We start from the raw sequence: 19,942 nt of genomic DNA, 5'->3' as shown, positions 1-19,942 counted from the left end.
TCGTGTGCCGAGGGCGCCCGTTACTGCCCCACCCGCTCCTTGTTCGGCCCGCAGGTCACGCCGTCCATCGCCGCCAGGGCCGGCGCGCGCACGGCGTCGGGGAGCGGGGCGTAGTGGAGCTCACGCGCGGTGGCGGCGCCTTCCGTAAGCGACCAGCGGACGAGGCCGGCGAGCGCGCGTGCCTTGGTGCAGTCCTGCATGTGGGGCGGCACCAGCAGGTAGGTCCACGCCACGATGGGATAGGTCTGCGCCCCCGGCAGGTTCACCAGCGAGGCCCGCAGGTCGCCGCCGGCGCCCAGCTGCAGGTTCGCGGCGGCGGCGGTGGTCGCCTCCACGGAGGGCTGCACGAACTGGCCGGCGGCGTTGCGCACCGCGGCGGTGGGCAGGTTGCCCTCGCGCGCGTACGCCAGCTCCACGTAGCCGACGGCACCGGGCGTCTGCTTCACCTGTCCGGTGACGCCCTCGTTGCCCTTGCCGCCCAGCCCCGCGGGCCAGTTGACCGTCTTGCCCACGCCCACACCCTGCTTCCACTGCGGGCTGACGGCGGCCAGGTACTCGGTGAAGATGAAGGTGGTGCCGCTGCCGTCGGTGCGGTGCACCGGGATCACGTCCGTCGCCGGCAGCTGCACGCCCGGGTTCAGCGCGGCGATGGCGGGGTCGTTCCACTTCTTGATGGTGCCGCCGAAGATGCCGGCCAGCGAAGCCCCGTCCAGCCGCAGCGGCTGGGCGAGCCCGGGCAGGTTGTAGGCGATGGTCACCGCGCCGAGCACCGTGGGCACGTGCACAGTTCCCGGGGCCTTGACGAGCTCTTCCTGGCTCATGGGCGCGTCCGAGGCGCCGAAGTCGACCGTGCCCTCGGTGACCTGGCGGATGCCGCCGCCCGAGCCGATGGCCTGATAGTTCACCCGCACGGGGTTGGCGCCCGCGTAGTCGGCGAACCAGCGGTCGTAGATGGGACGCGGAAACGAGGCGCCCGCACCGGTGAGGGTGACCGTTCCGCCGGCGGCGGACGACTGCTGCTTCTGCTTCATGGCCGCGGGGCTGGCGTCGCCGCCTCCGCAGGCCGAAAGGACGAACGCCGCGAAGGCGGCGACGGTTCCGGTAACTCTTTTCATCCGTGCACTGGCCGGTTCGGGACAGGACAGAAACCTGACGTGCCGGAACCTACCGGCCGAGCGTAACGCGAGTGTAACAGATGCCATCACGACACTTGTAACGGCGCCGTAACGGTTGTAACATCCCGCAGCCATTCCGGCCCAGGGCCGGTTTGGCGAGGCGGGGCGCGGCGCGCTGGGCAGCCGCGGACGCGCGGCATCCGGCGAACCCGCCGGCGGCCGTTACAAAACTCGAGTTTTTGGAGGACGACGTGGGCCTGATTCCGCGTGACGAAAAGTTCTTCCCGATGTTCAACGACCTCGCGCGCCTTCTGTGCGAGTGCGCCGACCTGGTCGCGCAGCTGTTCGCCGAGCCCGGGCGGCTCACGGAGCTTGCGGCCGAGGTCAAGAAGCGCGAGCACGAGGCCGACGAGATCACCCACGACGTGATCGTCCGCATCGACCGCAGCTTCATCACGCCGCTGGACCGCGAAGACATCCACCTGCTCACCTCGCGGCTGGACGACGTGATCGACCTGCTCGACGGCACCGTGCGCCGCGCGCAGATGTTCCACCTGACGGCCGCTCCCGTCCACGCGGCGCGCCTGGCCGACGTGCTGAAGCGCGCGGCCAGCCAGATCGAGACGGCCGTGCGCAACATGAAGAAGCCCAAGATGATGCTGGACCACACCCGGGCTCTCAAGGCGCTGGAGGAGGAGGGCGACGCCATCTACGCCGAGGCCGTGGGCGAGCTGTTCTCGGGGCACCCCGACCCGCTGGAAGTGATCAAGTGGATGGAGCTGTACGACAAGCTCGAAGACGCGATCGACCAGTGCGACAACGTGTCGAACGTGCTGGAAAGCATCGCCCTGAAGAACGGGTAGGGCCGCCGTGGTCACCTACGTCGTCCTGATCGTCCTGGTCGCCTTCGCCTTCGACTTCATCAACGGCTTCCACGACTCGGCGAATTCCATCGCCACCGTCGTGGGCACCCGCGTGCTGAAGCCGTTCCCGGCGGTGCTGTGGGCCGCGTTCTTCAACTTCGTCGCCCTGTTCACCGTGGGCACGGCCGTGGCCAAGGCCATCGGCAAGGGCATGATCGACCTGGACGTGGTTACGCCCACGGTGATCCTGGGCGGCCTGTCCGGGGCCATCATCTGGAACCTGATCACGTGGGTGTACGGGCTGCCCAGCAGTTCCTCGCACGCGCTGATCGGCGGCTACGCGGGCTCGGCCGTGGCGGCGGCGGGCATGGGCGCCATCGAGTGGGGCACCAAGTGGATCCAGACGCTGGCGTTCATCGTGCTTTCGCCGCTGATCGGCATGTTCCTGGGCTTCGGGCTGATGGTGCTGGTGAGCTGGCTGTTCCACCGGGTGCGGCGGGGCCCCGCGGACCGCTTCTTCAAGGGTGCGCAGCTGGCGAGCTCCGCGCTCTTCTCGCTTTCGCACGGCGCCAACGACGCGCAGAAGACGATGGGCATCATCGTGTCGCTGCTGGTGTCGGTGAACCACATCTTCGCCGAGGAAACGGGGTTCCTGCACCTGCTGTACGTGCCCAACGCCGACACCATCCCGCTGTGGGTGGAGGTGTGCGCCTACAGCGCCCTGTCCATCGGCACGCTGTTCGGCGGGTGGCGGATCGTGCACACCATGGGGTCGCGCATCACCCGGCTGAAGCCGGTGGGCGGGTTCTGCGCCGAGACGGGCGGGGCCATGAGCATCCTGATCGCCACGAACTTCGGCATTCCGGTGAGCACCACGCACACCATCACGGGGTCCATCGTGGGCGTGGGCGCCACGACGCGGCTTTCGGCGGTGCGCTGGGGAATCGCGGGGCGCATCGTGTGGGCGTGGGTGCTCACGATTCCCGCGGCGGCCCTGATGTCGGCGATCAGCTACCTGATCCTGGCCACGTTCGCGCCGACGCTGTAACCCGGCGGAATCGCAGAACGCGCGGAGGCGCAGAGACCGGGTCTCTGCGCCTCCGCTCGTTTCACCCTCAGTCCACCTCGACGTAGCGGATCACCTTGTGGACGGCGCCCATCCGCACCACGCGGTCGAAGGGCCGCAGGGTCCAGGAACGCTGCCCGTCGACCGTCACGGTCACCGAGCAGCCCCGCAGGATCTGGAAGCTCCCGTACTCCTCCACTTCCCCCGTGCATTCGGCGCGGTCGTACCGCACGCGGCGATCCCGGAAGGCGCCGATCCACTCGGCCCGAGCTCCCGCGTTGCGCATCTGCACGTTGTCCCACGCGAGCGCGGGGTCGGCCGCGCGCGCGGCGGGAAAGCGGGGCCAGAGCACGGTGTTGTGCTCGTGCTCCGTCGTGCGGAGCGCTTCCAGGGCGCCCGTGTCGCCCGCCGCGAGCGCCTGGACCACCTCGCGGCCCAGTGCTTCGACCGAGGGCGCTCCGCCGCGGAGTTCGTCGCCGCGGAGCTCTCGGCTGCGTCCGCACCCGGCGAGGAGGGTCCAGACAAGGAGGAGCGGGAGCGTCGGGACGAGTCTCATTGGATCGAGCAAACCATTCTGTTAGCGCGACGGGCCAAGCGAGTTCGGGGGCGTTTCGATGGATCTCGGCGCATGCCGCAGCAGCCCTCTCTCCCCGGCCCTCTCCCCCGCAAGCGGGGGAAAGGGAGAATTCGATCGTGGTTCAACTGGCCTCGGCGCATGCCGCGGGTGGCCCCCTCCCCCGCCCCTCCCCGGCCAACCGCGCCGGGAGAGGGGAGAACTTCGGTCGGGGTTCGACGGGCTGCCTCGCATGCTGCGGGAGCCCCCTCCCCCCGGCGCCCGTCCCCCGCTTCGCAGGGGAGGGGGAGACCTGACCTGCACATCGCCTGGCCTCGTGCACCCCTTCCGCGGATGCAGTCCGCGAAGGCGGACTTTGGGCCGTTGTTGCCGCGACTTCAGTCGCAGCAGCAGCACTCACGCACTCACGCACTCACGCACTTCAGTTCCGCGCGTACGTCGTCCAGCCGGCGTACCACGGCGTGCCGGTACCCGCGACGGCGCCCACGTAGTTCACCGCGGTGAAGAAGCCGTCGTTCGGCGGGGTGGCCGCGGCGCCGGCCGCCAGCGCGGGGGAGCCCGCGGCGGGGACGAAGCTGGGCGCATCCAGGTTGAACGGGTTCGTCAGCTGCGCGTCGGCCACCTGCGCGACGCTCCATCCCGCCGACGCGCGGCAGGTGGCTTCGTGCGCGTCCGCGTCGGGATCGTCCAGCCCCGTCAGGTTGCTCGCGAGGGTGTTGGCCACGCGCAGGTCACCGGTGCCGCAATGGGTGGCGGTCAGCGCGTCGTCGATGTCGAAGGCGTACGCGTAGCCGGTGATGATGGCGTTCATCACGTCGCCGCGCGTGCCCCGGCGCAGGTGCATGCCCACCGGGCTCTTGCCCGCCGCGCCGCGCCCGTTACGGCCCACCAGCGTGACGTTGTAGATGGACGGGTCCGTCCACGGCTGCGCATCGAAGGTGGTCTCGTTGTTGTCGACCTCGAAGCCCTTGTCGCCCAGCAGCGTGTCGGCCTGCGCGATCCAGAACTGGCCCTTCCCCGCCCACCCCGTGGAATAGTCGAACGCGTCGTCGTCCTGGCCGGTGACCAGCGCGTAGCGGACGTTCACCGTGCCGCCGAACCACTCGATGCCGTCGTCCAGGCCAAAGTGCACCTGCACGTATTCGATGGTCGTGCCGCTGCCCACGCCGTTCAGCGTCAGCCCGTTCAGCTCGTTGTTGGGGCTGACCTCGTAGCCCGCGTACTCGATGCGCACGTAGCGCAGGATGCCGCTGTTGTCGTTCTGCACCGTGCCGCCGTACGTGCCCGAGCTTCCCTCGCCCGAGCAGGGCTGCGGGAAGTTGCAGTTGGACCGCCCGTTGATCACCAATCCGCCCCAGTCGCCGCGCTTGCGCTTGCCCGGCTCGCGCATGCTGGTGAACACGATGGGCTCGGCGGCGGTACCGTTCGCCACGATGCGGCCGCCGCGCCGGATGACCAGGTAGCTCACGCCGGCCAGCGTGTCGCCGATCAGCTTCGTCCCCGCGGGGATGGTGAGCACCGCGCCCGAATCCACCGTCACCGGCCCGCTGATGACGTACAGCGTGTCCTTCGACAGCGTCCGGGTGCCGTCCTTCGCGACGTTCAGCAGGTTCGCGCGCTTCTCGCCGATGGCCAGCACGAACGGCGTGCTGGCGCCGGAGACGTCGCCGCCGCGCACCGCGACGACGCTGTAGCTGTAGGTGTTCCCCGGCGTCACGGTGTCGGCGTAGGTGGTCGCCGTCACGCCGGTGTAGGTGACGCTGGCGCTCCGCGTGACGTTCTGCCGCTGGATGGTGTAGCTCTCGGCGCCGCTCGCCGGCTGGAAGGTCACCATCGCCTTGGCGCCGTCGTACGCCACCGAAAGGTTGGCCGGCGCGCCCAGCGGCGCATCGGCGGGATCGCCGTCGCAGGCCGCCACGCCGCCCGCCAGCACCGCCGCGAGCACCACGTTCGCCAGTCTGCTCATCCGCATCCGCATCGTCTCCTGTTGGGTAGTCGAGTTCTTCGTTCGCATCAGCGTCCCGGCTCCCACGAAAGGGAGAGCGAGATCGCACGTCCAAGGTCGTACTGCCGTGTGGTGACCGTGTCACCGTTGGGGAACGACTGTGTGTAGCGAACCTCCTGCCCCAGCAGGCGGGTCGCGGAGAGCTTCATCTCGAACCCGCGCGGAAGCCGCTGCTCGACGGTGAGGTCCAGCTGCGTGCGCCCTTCCTCGTACACGTCGGGAAGCGCCAGCCCGCCGAACGCGTCCAGCCGCCGGCCGAAGCGGTTGAAGAGCACCGTGGCCGTCGTGCCGCTGCGCTGCCCGTCCCACGTCAATCCCGCGTTCACCACGTACGGCGACTGCCCGAAGAGCGGGCGCGCCCGGCTGCTGGCCGAAACGGTGTCGGGGGTGAGCGGGTCGTCGAAGCGGTAGATCACCGTCTGCCCCACGCTCGTCCGCGAGTGGACCAGGGTGAGGTTGGCGTTCACCGAGAACTCCTGCAGCGCGGGGAGCACGCGGCCCAGGTTGGTGCGCGCCTCCAGCTCGGTGCCGTACAGCTCGGCGCGGTCGCCGTTGGCGTAGGTCTGCGCCGGGTTGGTGCCCAGCACCAGCGCCAGCGGCTCGATGGGATCGTCGAAGCGCTTGTGGAAGGCGCTGGCGGCCAGCACCGAGCCGGTGCCCAGGAACCACTCCCAGCGCAGGTCGGTGTTGATGATGGAGGTGCGGCGCAGGTACGGGTTGCCGACGACCACCGCGCCGCCGAAGTAGTCCACGTACAGGTAGGGCGCGAGCTCGCGGAACTGCGGGCGGGCCACCGTGCGCGACGCCGCGGCGCGCAGGTTCATGTCCGGCGTGAGCTCGTAGGTGAGGTTGACGCCCGGAAGCAGGTCGACGTTCTCCAGCTCCGCGCGGGGAAGCGCGCCCTCCACGCGGTTCAGGCGGTTGACGGCCCGCGTGGCGATGCTGGCCTGCTCCACCCGCGCCCCGCCGGCGACGCGAAGCCGCGGGAGCAGCTGGAAGTCGGCCATCAGGTAGCCGGCGAAGACGCTGAACTCGGAGTCGTAGTTGTCGCCGGCGAAGGTGGCCTCGTCCAGCGTCAGCTGCCCCGGGTGGTCGCCGAAGTTGCCGGCGGCGAACAGGTCGTTGGGCGCCAGCGCCGCGTCGCCGTTGCCCAGCGCCACGATGGGCCGCACGCGGATGCGCCGTGCGTACACGGTGCGGTCGCGCAGGTCCGCCGAGCCGCCGATGGCGAGCGTGGCGCCGGACCCCAGGAAGCCGGCGGGGAGCTTCAGGTCCACCCCGGGGTTCCAGCCGCGGTCTTCCAGGTCCTGGTGAAGGATCTGCCCGCTCTCCGACACGTCCTGGAACAGCCGGGCCTCGCCTTCTTCGGGCGACGCGTAGACGGTGGTGCGGGTGCCGGGCTCGTAGCGGCGCGAGAAGGAGAAGGGAAGCCGCCAGCGCAGGGTGGCGTCTCCCAAGGGGAGGAGGTGCTGCCCGCGGAGCTGCGCGTTCGCCAGCGTGTTCTCCACGTAGCGAAGCCGCGTCTGGTCCAGGAAGGGGCCGCGGTTGGCGTAGAAGCCGCTGAGCGAGCGCGCCTCGGCCTCGGCCAGGTGGTTGTAGACGAGCGTCGCCGTGACCCGGTCCGTGTCGCTGAGGCGGATGCCGCCGTTGAGCAGCGCGCCGACGGTGGTTTCGCGCGCCGTGGCCGTGCTGGAAAGGTCGGTCTGGCGCTCCGGCGCGCCGCCGGTGACGCCGAAGAAGCGCTCGGCGCGGTCCGCCGGCTGCGAGGCGCCGCTGGCCCACGAGAAGGTGCCCATCAGCCCCAGCGGCTTGCCCAGCAGGTCCACCTCGTCCCCGAACGACACGCCCAGGCTGCCGTTGGCGGGAAGGGTGCCGCCGACAGGCCCCCAGTGCGGCCCGGCGATCCCGCGCACCACGCTGGCGCGCGCGGCGGCATCGGCGGGAAGGCCGTTCACCTCGGCATTGCGCGGCAGGCCGGCGGGCAGGTCCATCGCCCCGCCGAACCCCAGCAGGTTGCCGGCGGGATAGCCGAGCGCGGCGGTTCCCGTCTCGCCCTGCGTCCATCCCATGCCGGACGACAGGCGGAAGACGCGCTCGGTGGGCGCGGCTTTCGTCTCGATCTGCACCAGGCCGCCGGCGTAGTCGCCTGGCTGGTCGGGCGAGTAGGTCTTGGCGGTGATCACGCTTTCCAGCAGCGCGGTGGGGATGATGTCGAGCGGAACGGCCTTGCGGTCGGGGATGGGCGAGGGGAGGGCGGCGCCGTTGAGGGTGGTGTTGCCGTAGCGCTCGCCCAGCCCGCGGACGTAGACGAACCGGCCGTCCACCACCGACACGCCGGGCACGCGCCGCACCACCGCCGCGGCGTCGCCGTCGGGCGTCTGCGACATCTGCTCCGCGCCGATGGCGTCGACCACGCTGGCGGAGTTGCGCCGCTCCGAAAGGAGCGCGCCGGTGCTTCCGCGTTCCGCCTGGGCGGTGACGGTGACGCCGGTGAGCATCAGCGCGGCGGACGCCAGCGAAACGTTCAGCTCCGTCGTGCGGCCCTCCGCGACGGTGACGCCCGTGACCGTCTTGGGAGAGTAGCTGAGGGCCGTTACGGTGACCGAGTGGGTTCCCTGGGGAACGCCGGCCAGCGTGTAACGGCCCTCCACGTCGGTCGACACGCGGACCTGCGTGCCGGTTACGTTCACCTGCGCGGAGGCGACCCCCTCGCCCTGCGCGTTCACGACGCGCCCGGCGATGCGGCCGGCCTGCGCGGCCAGCGGAGCGGCGGAAACGAGCAGCGCCGCGAAAAGAAGCGCGAGAGCAGCGCGCACGCTGCTCCCGCGGGAGTGGTCGGGACGGATCAACCGGTGAGATGGTCTCACGGAAAGCCCTCGCCTAGGTGCTGGTGGACAAGCTTGGCATCAGTCCGCTGGAGCGGACACCGAAACCTGCCTGACCACCATCACGGCGGAACCTTCCACCGGTCGCGATGGCGTCACGATCGGTCTACACGGCCGTTACACCGCCAGGAGAACTGACCCGTGGGCCCTAGAAGGCGAGCTGGAACTGGACCTTGAAGCTCTTCTGGGCCTCGCCGCGCTCGGGCGTCCAGACGTCGTAGTTGATGGAAACGCGGTTCAGCCCGCCCAGCCAGAGGTTGATGCCGGGCGTCACGAGGATCCCGCCCATCTCCTCGACCTCCTGCTCGCCCGGAACCTCCAGCCCCGTGTCGCCGTAGCTGACGCGCAGCATGGGTTCCACCCCGGTGATGGCCTGCGACACGCGGCCGGTGCGATACCCCGCCCAGCCCTGCGCGCCGAAGAAGCGCGCGTCGCGGAACGGATCGAAGTCGCCCGCCGCGACCTCGGCGATCAGGTGCGGGCCGCCGCGATCGCTGCCGATCTCCACGTCGGCCTCCCACGCGGCGCCCCGCTCCATCAGGAGCTCGTCCCCCAGGGTCCCGAAGTCGCGCGTGGCGTATGAGACCGCCGCGCGCACGTTGCGGACGGGCTGCACCCCCACGCGGGCCACCACCTGTCCCGTGCTCTGCTCCGGAAATGCGGTCCGCGCGGGCCCGTTGAACCAGCCGACGGCGTACGACAGCCCCAACGGCGCCCAGGCAGGCTCGCCCCGCAGCTGAATGCCCACGTCGCGATCGGCGTAGCCCCGGTCCAGGAGCAGGTTGTAGTGGTCGAACGCGTCGGGAACGCCGCGGATGCGAACGCCGCGCTCGATGGGCAGGCTCTTGGCGCTGCTGTACATGGAGATCCCGCTGAACGGCCGGTACGCCTGCCCCGCCAGGATGACGAACGCGGGATCGAGCGCAAGCCGTACGTAGGCATCGCGGAAGGAGACGCGGCTGCCCGCGAACTCGGTGCTGATCCTTCCGCTGACCAGCGGGCTCGCCTGGACGGTGGCCTCCAGCCGCACTCGCCGCAGGGCGACCTCGGCCCCGGGCACCTGATCGGCGGAGGTCGTGGTGAACTGTGTCTGCACGCGCCCGCCGAACGTCAGGCGCGACGAGTCGGGACCCATGAGGGTGAAGCCCTGGGCGGCGGCGGGCGCCGCGGCCAAGCAGAGGGCGAGAGTGAGGGCGGAAACGCGGATTCGCGGTGCGTGCATGGCGAGAGGTCGCTGGATCGTGACGGAGGCGTGACACACGCGCCAGAATACCGCGATCACGACACGAATGCACGTCCGCCGTGTCACGTCCGCGTAACGGGCAACGGCTTCGTCACGAGTCGTCGTCCGCTTCCTCCATCTCGTGCCCTCCCGTGTCCGCGTCTTCCGGAGCCGGCAGGGTGAAGCGGATGGTGGTGCCGCGGCCCAGCTCGCTCTCCGCTTCCACGCGCCCCCCGTGCGCCTCCACCAGGTGCCGGACGATGGACAGGCCCAGCCCCGTGCCCCCCTCGGCGCGCGAGCGGGCCGTGTCGGCGCGGTAGAACCGCTCGAAGATGCGCGGCAGGTGCGCGGACGGAATGCCGCTGCCGTCGTCGCGCACGGAAATCTCGATCGCCGTCCCCGCGCCGCAGCGCGCATGCAGATCCACCGATCCGCCCTCGGAAATGTAGCGCAGCGAGTTGCCGAACAGGTTGCTGAAGATCTGCCGCAGGGCGGACGGGTCCGCCCACACGAACTCGCACTCGTGCGGCACCTGGGCGGAGAACCGGGCGCTCTTGATCCGGACCCCCTCCTGCACGCCCGCCCACGCTTCGGCGGCGAGCTCGGTGATGGAGACGATCTCGGGCTCCACCCGCCACCCGCCGGACTCGATGCGAGACAGGTCCAGCAGGTCTTCGACGATGCGCTGCAGGCGGTCGGCGTTGGCCTTGACGGTCTGCGTGAACTGGCCGCGCAGCTCCGCCGGAAGGTCGGGGTCCAGCAGCGTTTCGGCGTAGCCGCGGATGGCGGTGAGCGGCGTCTTGAGCTCGTGCGAGGCATTGGCCACGAAGTCGCGGCGCACGTCCTCCAGCCGCCGCAGCTCGGACACGTCCAGGAACACCATCACCGACCCGCCGCTGGGAAGCGGCTGCGCCGTCGCCAGCAGGTTCCGCCCGTCGTGCGTCAGCTCCCGCGGCGGCATGGACTGGCCGCGCAAGGCATGCCTCACCAGGTCGGCGAACTCCTCCCGCCGCGCCACCTCGCGGGGAAGCAGCCCCCGCGGGTCCGGCGGCAGGGAGAAGATGCGCTGCGCGGCGGGGTTGGCGCGCTGCACCCGTCCCTCCGCATCCACCGCGATCACCGCCTCGGCCATGGCGTCGATCAGCACCTGCATCTCGGCGCGCTCGCCCTCCAGCTGGCGCAGGCGGCGCTGAAGCTCGGAGGCCAGCGTGTCGAGCGCATCCGCCATGGCGCCCAGCTCGTCCTGCTCGCCGCTGCGCGCGCGGAGCGCCAGGTCGCCACCCGCCATCGCCCGCGCGACGCCGGCCATCCGCCGCAGCCGGTGCGTCACCGCCCGGCTGAACCCGAACGAGAGCACGCCGGTGAGGGCCAGCGCCAGCATTCCCACGCTGAAGATGCCGCGCTGCACCCGCACCACCATGCGCCGCACCTCGTGCAGCGGCACCGCCAGGCGCAGCACCCGGCCATCGGGCGTGCGGCGCGCCAGGTACAGGTGGTCGATGCGCACCGACGTGCTCATCCGCACGGCGCGCCCCACCCCGCCGGCCAGCGCGGTGCGCACCTCGGGGCGGGAAGCGTGGTTCTCCAGCTGGTGCGCGCTGTCCGCGGGCAGCTCCGAGTCGCCCAGCACGCCGCCGTCGGGGCCAATGAGCGTCACTCGGCGGCCGGAGAGTGCGCCCAGCCAGTCGGCGACGTCGTCGGGGGGCGCGGCGCGGCGCATGTCGTAGAGCGAGGTGGCCAGCGCCAGCTCGCGCTGCACGTCCGTCGCCATCAGCCCCGTCAGGTGGCGCCGCAGCAGGGCGCCCACCCCGAGGGTGAGCGCCACCACCACCATGGCGATCACCACGAGGTAGGTAAGGAAAAGCTTCTGGTCTACGCGCAGCCGCATGACGGAGGCGGTGTGAGGATGGGAGACTTCGTGCCGGATGGGGCCGGTCAGCGGCGCATGCCTCGGCCGCCCCCCATCCCCAACCCTTCCCCCGCAAACTGCGCGGGGGAAGGGAGCCAGCCCGGTGCGTCAGGCGGCGGACCGTGCGCGGGCTGGCCACCGTGGCGAGGCTCGATGCGATGCCATGGCTCCGGCGCAGTCCCCGGCTGCCCTCTCCCCCCCGGCCCCCTCTCCCGCAAGCGGGGCGCAAGCGGGAGAGGGGGAGAATTCGATTGCGCCCCGTCCAGCTTGGTGCACTCGACTGCGCGCGCAGTCCGCGAAGGCGGACTTTGGGCCGTTGTTGCCGCGACTTTAGTCGCCCCAGCGCGGCCGGGTGAGGGCCCCACGGCAGCCGAGGCCTCGGGCTCAGTGACCGCTGCCGCGCCCTGACTTGTACGTGTCCGCGGCTGGATCCTTCGGCCCGCGTAGTTCCGTCTGCGGGTGGGTACGGTGCGCCTGGGCCTCAGGATGACAGGGCTCTACCTGGGACTCCCAACAGAATCGCTGCGCCGGATCTCCCCGCGCAGCGATAATCTATCCATCGGCTCGGTCGGCGTCAGCGGCCCGGCGCTACTGCGGCGGATCGGTGCGGAAGCGGTAGCCGAAGCCGCGCACCGTCTCGATCCAGTCGGCCTGGTCGCCCAGCTTGCTGCGCAGCCGCTGCACGTGCATGTCTACCGTGCGCGTGGCGATGTTCGCCGTGACCTCCCACACCGCCTCCAGCAGCTGGCGGCGGCTCTGCACCCGCCCGCGGCGCTCCATCAGGATCAGCAGCAGGCGGTACTCCGTGGGGGTCAGGTCCAGGTCGCGGCCGTCCACCTGGGCTTGCGCCGCACCCTCGTCGATGGCGAACGGCCCCACGCGCACCACTTTGCCGCCCGTCGTGGCCGGGGGCGCCTGCTGCACCCGCCGCAGCACCGCCGCCACGCGCAGGATCAGCTCCTGCGGCGAGAAGGGCTTCGACACGTAGTCGTCGGCCCCCAGCCGCAGCCCCGCGATGCGGTCCTGCTCCTCCTTGCGCGCGGTCAGCAGGATCACGGGAATGTCCTGCGTCTCCGGCCGGCGGCGCAGCTCCTCCAGCACCGCGAGCCCCGACATCCCCGGGAGCATCAGGTCGAGCACCACCAGGTCCGGCCGCTCCACCTCGGCCGCGTGAAGCGCCTCGGGGCCGCTGGCCGCCGTGCGGACGCGGTACGACTCGCGCGCAAGGTGATAGGCCACGAGCGCCGAGATGTCGGGCTCGTCGTCTACCACCAGGATGTGTGCGGGCATTCGCATCACGCGCTCGGCTGGCTGGCCGCGGGCGGCGCCGATCACGCCGGTGAACACGCTGGAAGAATGCGGATGGGCGGAAGTGCTCGGCAAGATGCCACTCCTCATCGGAAGCAGGGATCACTGTTCCGGAGAGTGTACGGCCCGGGTGTAACGGCAGGGTAACGATCCGCGCTCCGCCGGGAAACAGCGGGCTGAACGCTTATATGGGAAGCGGCCGAGGCCCCTGCCGGTCCTATCCGTGGCTGTTCGACAGGTAGTTGCCCAGCACGCGGTTGGTGGCGTTCAGCACGGCGAGCGAGGCGGCGCGGTGCGGGTCGCCGCTGGCCAGTGAGGCGCCGACCAGCGGCGCGCCCTGGTCGGTGCGCATCAGCACCACCACCACGTCGGTGTCGAACACGCGGAAGCTCTTGATGCCCAGGAGCGAAAACCGCACGCGGTCGCGAAGGATGCCCTCCAGCGCCTTGAGCGTCGCCGTCGCCGCCAGGCGCAGCTCCAGCGGGGGGCTGGCCTCGCCCTCCGCCCGCTCGGCATGGGACTGGGCTCCCCACTCCAGCTCCACCTCCGCCGCCGCACGGCCGGACCGCGGCGTCGTCATGCGGGCCGCCACGAAGCGCACGCGCTGCCGCTGCTCCGGCGGCGCCAGGTAGGCCAGGTGCACCTCGGCCTGGCCCGCGCTGATCCCGGACCGGGCCAGCACCGACGACACCAGCATGTCGGTGGGCGACTCGGCCCGGTCGCAGACCACGTACACGCGCAGCGGATCGGCGTCCACCACGGCGCGGCGCACGCAGTCGAGCGCCTCCAGGTCGGCGCGCAGGCGCTCGCGCGCCTCGGAGTCCAGCGCGGGTACGGGCATCGGCGAAATGGACGAGGTTCAGCAGGCAAACCGCGCCGAACTTACGCGACGCCGACGCGGTGTCAAGTTTCCGGCGCAAAACACGGTCCGCCCGCGGCAAAGGGGCCGCGGGCGGACGGGTCGATCGGGGTCGAACGGACGAACGGGGCCGGCCGGCTACTCCCGCGCGGCGGCGTCTTGGCGCCGGCGCAGTCCGGAAAAGGCTTCGGCCAGGCGGATGGAAAACGCGCTCTCGGCGGCGCGGGCGCGCTGCAGCACGGCGCGGATCTGCCCCCGGTCGATCGACGCCCCGTCGTATCCCGCTGTGAGCAGCGCCTGGATGACGGCTTCGGTGTGGATGCGGCTGCGGTCGTACACGTCCGGGAACACCCGCAGCTCCCCGCCCTGCACCACGACCGGCTCGTAGCGGATGGTCAGCGGCACGGGCGCGCGGAAGGTGGACCAGCGCGTGGTGCCGGAGCGGCGCAGGATGGCGTCGATCTCCGCCGGCGCCACCGTGGGCTGCGCGCGGGTGTGAAGGAAGCGCGCGAGCTCGATCACGTCGCGGTTGCGCATCCGCACGCACCCGTGCGACGCCGCCTGGCCGATGTTGGCGGTGTCGGGAGTGCCGTGGATGTAGTAGTACGGCGCAAAGAACAGCTTTACGCGGCCCATGGGGTTGTTGGGCCCCGGCGGCGTGAACCGGTCGTCGCGCGCCCACTCGCGGTCCGGCGGGCGCCACGAGGGGTTCCACTCCGCCCGCCCGATGGTGAACTCGCCATCCGGCGTGTCGTGGCCGGGCAGCCCCACCGAAACGCGGTAGGTGCGCAGCACGCTGTCGCCCTCCACCACGCGCAGGCGGTTCTCGGGAATGTTGATGTCGATGCGCAGCTGCGCCGCCGCCGGGTGCACGGCCGCGAGCACCAGGGCCAGCGCCGCCGCCAGGGTTCCAGGTTTCACGTGCGGATGGAGATCAGGGGAACGTTCGGTCTGCCACCAGAAGATAACGGAGATCGCGCCGACGGGTCTACGGCCGCGGCGGGCGGCGGGGTTCAGCCCGTCGATCGGGGTGACCGAAGGCGGCAGCGCGCCGCGTTGTCCGGGTGAGGGAAACCGGCTACCTTGCTCCGGGTTTCCACTCGCCCCCCGCCCCGTACGATCCGCGTGAGCCGCCGTCCCTCCCGAGCCCGTCCCGCCGCACAGAAGAAGGCGCAGGCCCCCACGCCTCCGCCCGCCCCGCGCTGGACGGAGCGGCTTCGCCCGTGGCACGTCGCCGCTGCGCTGGCCGCGCTTCACCTGCTGCTTGCGGGACTGGCGTTCGACCCCACGCCCAACCCCGGCGGCGACAACGCGGCGTACGTGGCGCTCGCGCGGTCGCTGCTGGAGCGCGGCACCTACCAGGAGCTGTGGGACCCGGCCATGCGCCCCCACGTCCAGTACCCGCCGGGGTGGCCGCTGATCCTCGCGGCGGGTCGCATCGTGGGCGTCACGTCGTGGGTGGGGATGAAGGTGATGGTGCTGCTCTTCTCCGTACTGGCCGTAACGCTCTCCTACCTGTGGGCGCGGCGGGTGAGCACCCGCGGCGTGGCGCTGGCCGTGGGGCTGCTGCTGGCGGTGGGGCCGGGGGTGTTGGCCACGGCCCACTCGGAGCTTTCGGACGTGCCGTTCTGGGCGTTCACCATGCTCGCGCTGTGGGCGTTCGCGCGGGCGCGGCCGGCGGACGCGGGTCCCGTCATGTCGACGGACGGCGGCACCCTGTGGCCCCTGGCCATCGCCGCCGCCGCCACGCTGGCCGCGTACGCCACGCGGTCCGCGGGGCTGCCCCTGGTGCTGGCGGCGGGTGGATGGCTCACGTGGAAGCGGCGCTGGCGCGACCTGGCGATCCTGGCGGGCGTCGTGCTGCCGTTCGCCGTCGCGTGGTGGATGCGCGCGCGGACGATGGACGGACCGGGCTACACCAGCTTCCTGTGGTACGTCGATCCCTATCGCCCGTCGCTGGGCATGGTGACCTTCGGCGGAATGCTGGAGCGCGTCGCCCGGAACACCGGCAAGTACGTGGGCGAGCACATTCCCGTCCTGCTGATCGGTGCCCGGAACACCGCGCTGGCGACGGCGGTGGGCGTCACGGTCGTCGGGCTGGCGGCGGCGGGATGGGCCCTGCGCGTATCCCGCGCGGGCGTCGCCGAGTTCCTGCTTCCATTGTACCTGGGGCTGGTTCTGGTATGGCCCGCGGAGTGGGCGGGCCAGCGGTTCATCCTGCCCGTGCTCCCCTTGCTGCTGCTCTACGCGGCCGAGACGGTGAGGGCGGGGGCGGACCGGGTGGGAGCAGCGCGCGTCGCGGGCGTGGCTGCCACTGGCCTGGTGCTGCTGATGGCGCTACCCGCGCAGAAGGTGGCGGTGTCCGCGGGATCGTACTGCCGCAAGGAGTTCCGGCGGGGCGAGCCGTTCCCCTGCGTGCTCCCGGTGTGGCAGGACTTCTTCGAGCTGGCGGGGCAGACCCGCGGCACGCTGCCGAAGGGTTCGGTGGTGCTATCGCGAAAGCCCACGCTGTTCTGGGCCCTTTCCGGCTATCCATCCCGCACGTACCCCTTCAGCGCCGAGCCCGACACCCTGCTGCGCACGGCCCGTGAGGCCGGGGCGGAGTACGTAGTCGCCGACGGGGTCGACAACCTGGCCGCCATGTACCTGGCGCCCGTGCTCATCCGCCGTTCCAAGGGGTTCTGCGTCGTCCGCAGCATGGGCCCGGACGGCCCCACGCTGATGGGCATCCTTCCCAACGCGGAGCGTGCACCCGACACGGGTTCCGGGCGGGAGGGAGAGACCGTGACGCTCGGGTTCGCCGGCTGCGGACCCGCGTACCGGGCGGGGCCCGACGGCGGGCGGCTGGGCCCCGAGCACCTGCTCCGGTAGACCGGAGCGGGCATCGATGGAAAGGCCCCGCCGCGAGGGTCCGCGGCGGGGCCTTCCTCGATCGAGCCCGCGCCCCTCAGGCGTGGACGAGGGCGCGGGCGTAAGCGAGGGCGCCGTGCACCGCGTCTGCCCGGGGCGGGCGCACCCGGCAGGCGTGACCGGTGTCGCCCAGGTGCCCCGACACCAGCGAGGCGAACAGATCGTTCTGCAGCACCCCGCCGTGAAAGACGACGGGCACCTCGCCGGGCCAGGGCGCCAGGCGCGAGGCGAGCGCGCCCACGTGGCCGGCCAGCTCCGCCGCCTGCGCGCGCACCACCCGCATCGACACGGCATCGTCCAGGGCCGCGGCTTCCAGCACCTCGCGGGCGAGCGCCGCCACGTCGGCCTTTTCCACGCGCCCCGCCCAGGGCGGAATCTCGCGCGCGTGCTCCAGCCCCAGCGTGTCGAGAAAGCGGTCCAGCAGCGGGGTCGGCGGCTCGCGCCCATCCACCGACCGCAGCGCCGCCTTCAGCCCCTCGCGCCCCAGGGCGTACCCGCTCCCCTCGTCGCCCACGATCATCCCCCACCCGCCGCAGCGCTCCATCCGCCCGTCCCCGGCGCGCCCGTAGGCCACGGAGCCCGTCCCCGCGATCAGCAGGATCCCCGCGCCCCCGCCGAAGGCGCCCTCCAGGGCGATCTCGCCGTCGGACGCCACGCGCACCCGCCCGGCGACGCCCAGCTCGGCCAGCGCCTCCTCGACGGCGACCCGTTCGGCCTCGTTCCCCACCCCCGCCAGCCCGGCGCACAGGGCGGCGGGCACGCGGCCGCCGGGGCCCAGGCCGCCGACCGCCTCGCGCACCAGGCCGGCGATCACCTCGGCGCTGCGCTCGGGGTGGCGGGGGTCCACCAGCCCCGCCGGTCCCTCGGCGCGGGCCAGCTCGCGGCCGTCGGCGCTGGCCAGGACCAGGGTGGTGCGGGTGCCGCCGCCGTCCACGCCGGCGAAGAAGGTTTCGTCCATCCGTCAGCCGGTGGCCTGGCCAAGGTCCAGCTGCGCCGCCGGGGCCGGGTGGCCGCCGGTGCCCGGAACCCCGTGGCGCGGCGCCCGGTCCGCCGTCCGCCGCATGGAGGGCGGGGCGCCCAGCGCGCTGGTGGAGATGGTCTCGATCTCCACCGGCTTTCCGTTCCGGCGGATGACGTACGCCTCCATGGCGTAGTACTCGGGCAGTCCCAGGCTGTCGACCATGCGCGCGGTGGAGGTGTTGCGCTCCTCCACGCGCTGCCAGAACTCGCGGTCGTCCTGGCCGGGGAACGGGGCGCGGTCCTTCTGGCTCTGGTGCTTGAAGATGGCCAGGATCTTGTGGCGGAGCTCGTCTTCGGAAAGCGGCACCAGCACGTCGGCCTCGCTGACGGGCCACTCCTGCCAGGCGCCGCGGTAGTACCACACCTCGGGCGCCTCGCCGGAGTACTGCTCCAGCGCGCGCTCCACGGCCTCCAGGCACATGCGGTGGGTGCCGTGCGGGTCCGACAGGTCGCCGGCCACGAAGATCAGGTCCGGCCGGATGTCTTCCAGCAGCTTGAGCGTGGTCGCCACGTCGCGCGGGCCGATGGCGTCCTTGCGCACCTTGCCCGTCTGGTAGAAGGGCAGGTTCAGGAAGCAGGCCTGCTCGCGGCGCATGCCGAAGGTCTCGATCCCCGACACCGCCTCGGCCTCGCGGATGCGCTGCTTGATCTTGAGCACCTCGTCGATGTCCACCTGCCCGGGGTGCTTGCTGTCCAGGAAGTTCTCGATGCGCTCCGTCAGCGCCTCGATCCGGCCGTCGCCCAGGGCGAAGTCGCCGCCGAAGCGCCGCAGGAAGTCCATGTAGCGCCGCACCTCGTGGTCGAAGACGGCGATGTTGCCCGAGGTCTGGTAGGCGACGACGATCTCGTTCTCGTTGTGGTGCAGCTTGTTGAGGATGCCGCCCATGGAGATGACGTCGTCGTCGGGGTGCGGGCTGAAGACGATGATGCGCTTGCCCTGCGGCAGCTTGCTCTTGCCGCGCACCTTGGAGATCAGCGCGTTGAACACCTCGCCGTTCAGCGGCCCGGCGGTGCGGTAGCGCGCCAGCAGCGACGACAGGTGGTGCTCGCGGTAGTCGTCGTTGTCCAGCTTCAGGATGCTCTTTCCCGTGGCCTGGCTCAGCCAGATGACGGCGCGGATCTCCAGCTCGCGGTCCCAGCGCACCTCGCCCACCACCCACGGCGTCTTGACGCGCGTGAGCTCGGCCGCGGCGGCCGGGTCCAGGTAGAAGGTGGCGTTGCGGTGGTTCTGCAGGTACGTGGCGGCAATGTCGGGGTCGGGCTCGCCCTCTACCGCGCGCTGGATGATGGTGGCCTTGTGCTCGCCCGTGGCGATCAGCGCGATCTCGCGCGCCTCGAGGATGGAGGCCACGCCCATGGTGATGGCCTCGGTGGGCACGTTGTCCTCGCCGAAGAAGTCGGCGGCGGCGTCGCGGCGGGTGACGGTGTCCAGCGCGATCAGCCGGGTGCGCGACTCCACGCCGGAGCCGGGCTCGTTGAAGCCGATGTGCCCCGTCTTGCCGATGCCCAGCAGCTGGAAGTCGATGCCGCCCAGCTCGGCGATGGCCTGCTCGTACGCGCGGCAGTGCTCCTCGACCTGCTCGCGGGGTAGCGAGCCGCGGGGAATGTTGACGTTCTCGCGCGGGATGTTGATGTGCTCGAACAGGTTTTCCCACATGTACCGGTGGTAGCTGTGGATGCTGTCCGGCTCCATCGGGTAGTACTCGTCGAGGTTGAAGCTGACGACGTTTGAAAAGTCGAGCCCCTGGTCGCGGTGCATGCGGATCAGCTCGCGGTAGATGCCGATGGGCGTGCTGCCCGTGGCCAGCCCCAGGACGGCGGGCCTGCCTTCGGCGTTCTTCGCGCGGATGACCTGAGCGATGCGGGTGGCGAGGGTGGATGCGATCTGGTCGTGTTCCAGAATGCGAACGGGGACGCGCTCGCGGGACTGCGCCATGCGGCCTCGTGGTTCAGCGGTTCGTTGGCTGTGTATGGCCGGAGCCCGCCCGGGGCTGCACGGAGCGTGCCCCCCGGGGCGGGTTCGACCCCGCGCGGATGGGCTCTGGAGCGTGCTCCGGCCTGGAGTTGGGGAAAGTAGCACGCGGCGGGGAAGATGGCACGTAGGTTCCCCCTCCCCCCGGCCCCCTCCCCCGCAAACTGCGCGGGAGAGGGGGAGAAAGCTGGGCAAGATGGGAGCTCGGGGCGTTTCGACCGGGTGCCGGTCGCG

Annotated in this window: 14 protein-coding genes; 3 read left to right on the top strand and 11 right to left on the bottom strand. The window is 71.5% G+C overall.

Annotated features, from left to right (window positions below; translation table 11 throughout):
• Nucleotides 1–20: 20 nt before the first annotated feature.
• The gene (gene pstS / locus VGB24_RS08820; protein ID WP_331072579.1) at nt 21–1,115 is read right to left on the bottom strand and encodes a phosphate ABC transporter substrate-binding protein PstS; all 1,095 of its coding nucleotides are present in this window, start codon (nt 1,113–1,115) and stop codon (nt 21–23) included.
• 287 nt (nt 1,116–1,402) lie between these two features.
• On the opposite strand from pstS, the gene VGB24_RS08815 reads away from it, so the two are divergent.
• Together VGB24_RS08815 and VGB24_RS08810 are read left to right on the top strand one after the other, a co-directional pair.
• The gene (locus VGB24_RS08815) at nt 1,403–1,978 is read left to right on the top strand and encodes a DUF47 domain-containing protein (protein WP_331072578.1); all 576 of its coding nucleotides are present in this window, start codon (nt 1,403–1,405) and stop codon (nt 1,976–1,978) included.
• Between the two features lie 7 nt (nt 1,979–1,985).
• The gene (locus tag VGB24_RS08810; RefSeq protein WP_331072577.1) at nt 1,986–3,026 is read left to right on the top strand and encodes an inorganic phosphate transporter; all 1,041 of its coding nucleotides are present in this window, start codon (nt 1,986–1,988) and stop codon (nt 3,024–3,026) included.
• 67 nt (nt 3,027–3,093) lie between these two features.
• On the opposite strand, the gene VGB24_RS08805 is transcribed toward VGB24_RS08810, so the two are convergent.
• The 8 genes from VGB24_RS08805 to VGB24_RS08770 all read right to left on the bottom strand — a co-directional run bounded on the left by VGB24_RS08805 (nt 3,094) and on the right by VGB24_RS08770 (nt 14,727).
• Nucleotides 3,094–3,600 (bottom strand): hypothetical protein, encoded by a 507-nt coding sequence (locus tag VGB24_RS08805; RefSeq protein ID WP_331072576.1) that lies wholly within the window; start codon nt 3,598–3,600, stop codon nt 3,094–3,096.
• A 439-nt stretch (nt 3,601–4,039) separates the two neighbouring features.
• On the bottom strand, nt 4,040–5,584 hold the full coding sequence (locus VGB24_RS08800; RefSeq protein ID WP_331072575.1) for a fibronectin type III domain-containing protein: 1,545 nt from the start codon (nt 5,582–5,584) through the stop codon (nt 4,040–4,042).
• A 47-nt stretch (nt 5,585–5,631) separates the two neighbouring features.
• A complete protein-coding gene (locus tag VGB24_RS08795) occupies nt 5,632–8,439 on the bottom strand; it encodes a TonB-dependent receptor (protein ID WP_331072574.1) in 2,808 nt (935 codons plus the stop codon).
• A 217-nt stretch (nt 8,440–8,656) separates the two neighbouring features.
• Complete coding sequence (locus VGB24_RS08790) at nt 8,657–9,730, bottom strand: porin (protein ID WP_331072573.1); 1,074 nt, start codon at nt 9,728–9,730, stop codon at nt 8,657–8,659.
• A gap of 112 nt (nt 9,731–9,842) precedes the next feature.
• Nucleotides 9,843–11,618, bottom strand: coding sequence for a sensor histidine kinase (locus VGB24_RS08785; protein ID WP_331072572.1), 1,776 nt, complete (start codon nt 11,616–11,618; stop codon nt 9,843–9,845).
• Nucleotides 11,619–12,227: 609 nt separating this feature from the next.
• Entirely contained in the window at nt 12,228–13,022 is a 795-nt protein-coding gene (locus VGB24_RS08780; RefSeq protein WP_331072571.1) for a response regulator transcription factor, read from the bottom strand.
• A gap of 142 nt (nt 13,023–13,164) precedes the next feature.
• Entirely contained in the window at nt 13,165–13,788 is a 624-nt protein-coding gene (locus VGB24_RS08775) for a hypothetical protein (RefSeq protein WP_331072570.1), read from the bottom strand.
• Nucleotides 13,789–13,944: 156 nt separating this feature from the next.
• A complete protein-coding gene (locus tag VGB24_RS08770; protein WP_331072569.1) occupies nt 13,945–14,727 on the bottom strand; it encodes a L,D-transpeptidase in 783 nt (260 codons plus the stop codon).
• 204 nt (nt 14,728–14,931) lie between these two features.
• On the opposite strand from VGB24_RS08770, the gene VGB24_RS08765 reads away from it, so the two are divergent.
• Nucleotides 14,932–16,677 (top strand): hypothetical protein, encoded by a 1,746-nt coding sequence (locus tag VGB24_RS08765; RefSeq protein ID WP_331072568.1) that lies wholly within the window; start codon nt 14,932–14,934, stop codon nt 16,675–16,677.
• Nucleotides 16,678–16,753: 76 nt separating this feature from the next.
• On the opposite strand, the gene VGB24_RS08760 is transcribed toward VGB24_RS08765, so the two are convergent.
• Both VGB24_RS08760 and nagB read right to left on the bottom strand, forming a co-directional pair.
• The gene (locus VGB24_RS08760; protein ID WP_331072567.1) at nt 16,754–17,674 is read right to left on the bottom strand and encodes a BadF/BadG/BcrA/BcrD ATPase family protein; all 921 of its coding nucleotides are present in this window, start codon (nt 17,672–17,674) and stop codon (nt 16,754–16,756) included.
• 3 nt (nt 17,675–17,677) lie between these two features.
• A complete protein-coding gene (gene nagB, locus VGB24_RS08755; protein ID WP_331072566.1) occupies nt 17,678–19,816 on the bottom strand; it encodes a glucosamine-6-phosphate deaminase in 2,139 nt (712 codons plus the stop codon).
• Nucleotides 19,817–19,942: the final 126 nt, after the last annotated feature.

The sequence above is a fragment of the Longimicrobium sp. genome (assembly GCF_036399935.1).
Taxonomy (GTDB): domain Bacteria; phylum Gemmatimonadota; class Gemmatimonadetes; order Longimicrobiales; family Longimicrobiaceae; genus Longimicrobium.
This window is presented reverse-complemented; position numbering and strand designations above follow the sequence as displayed.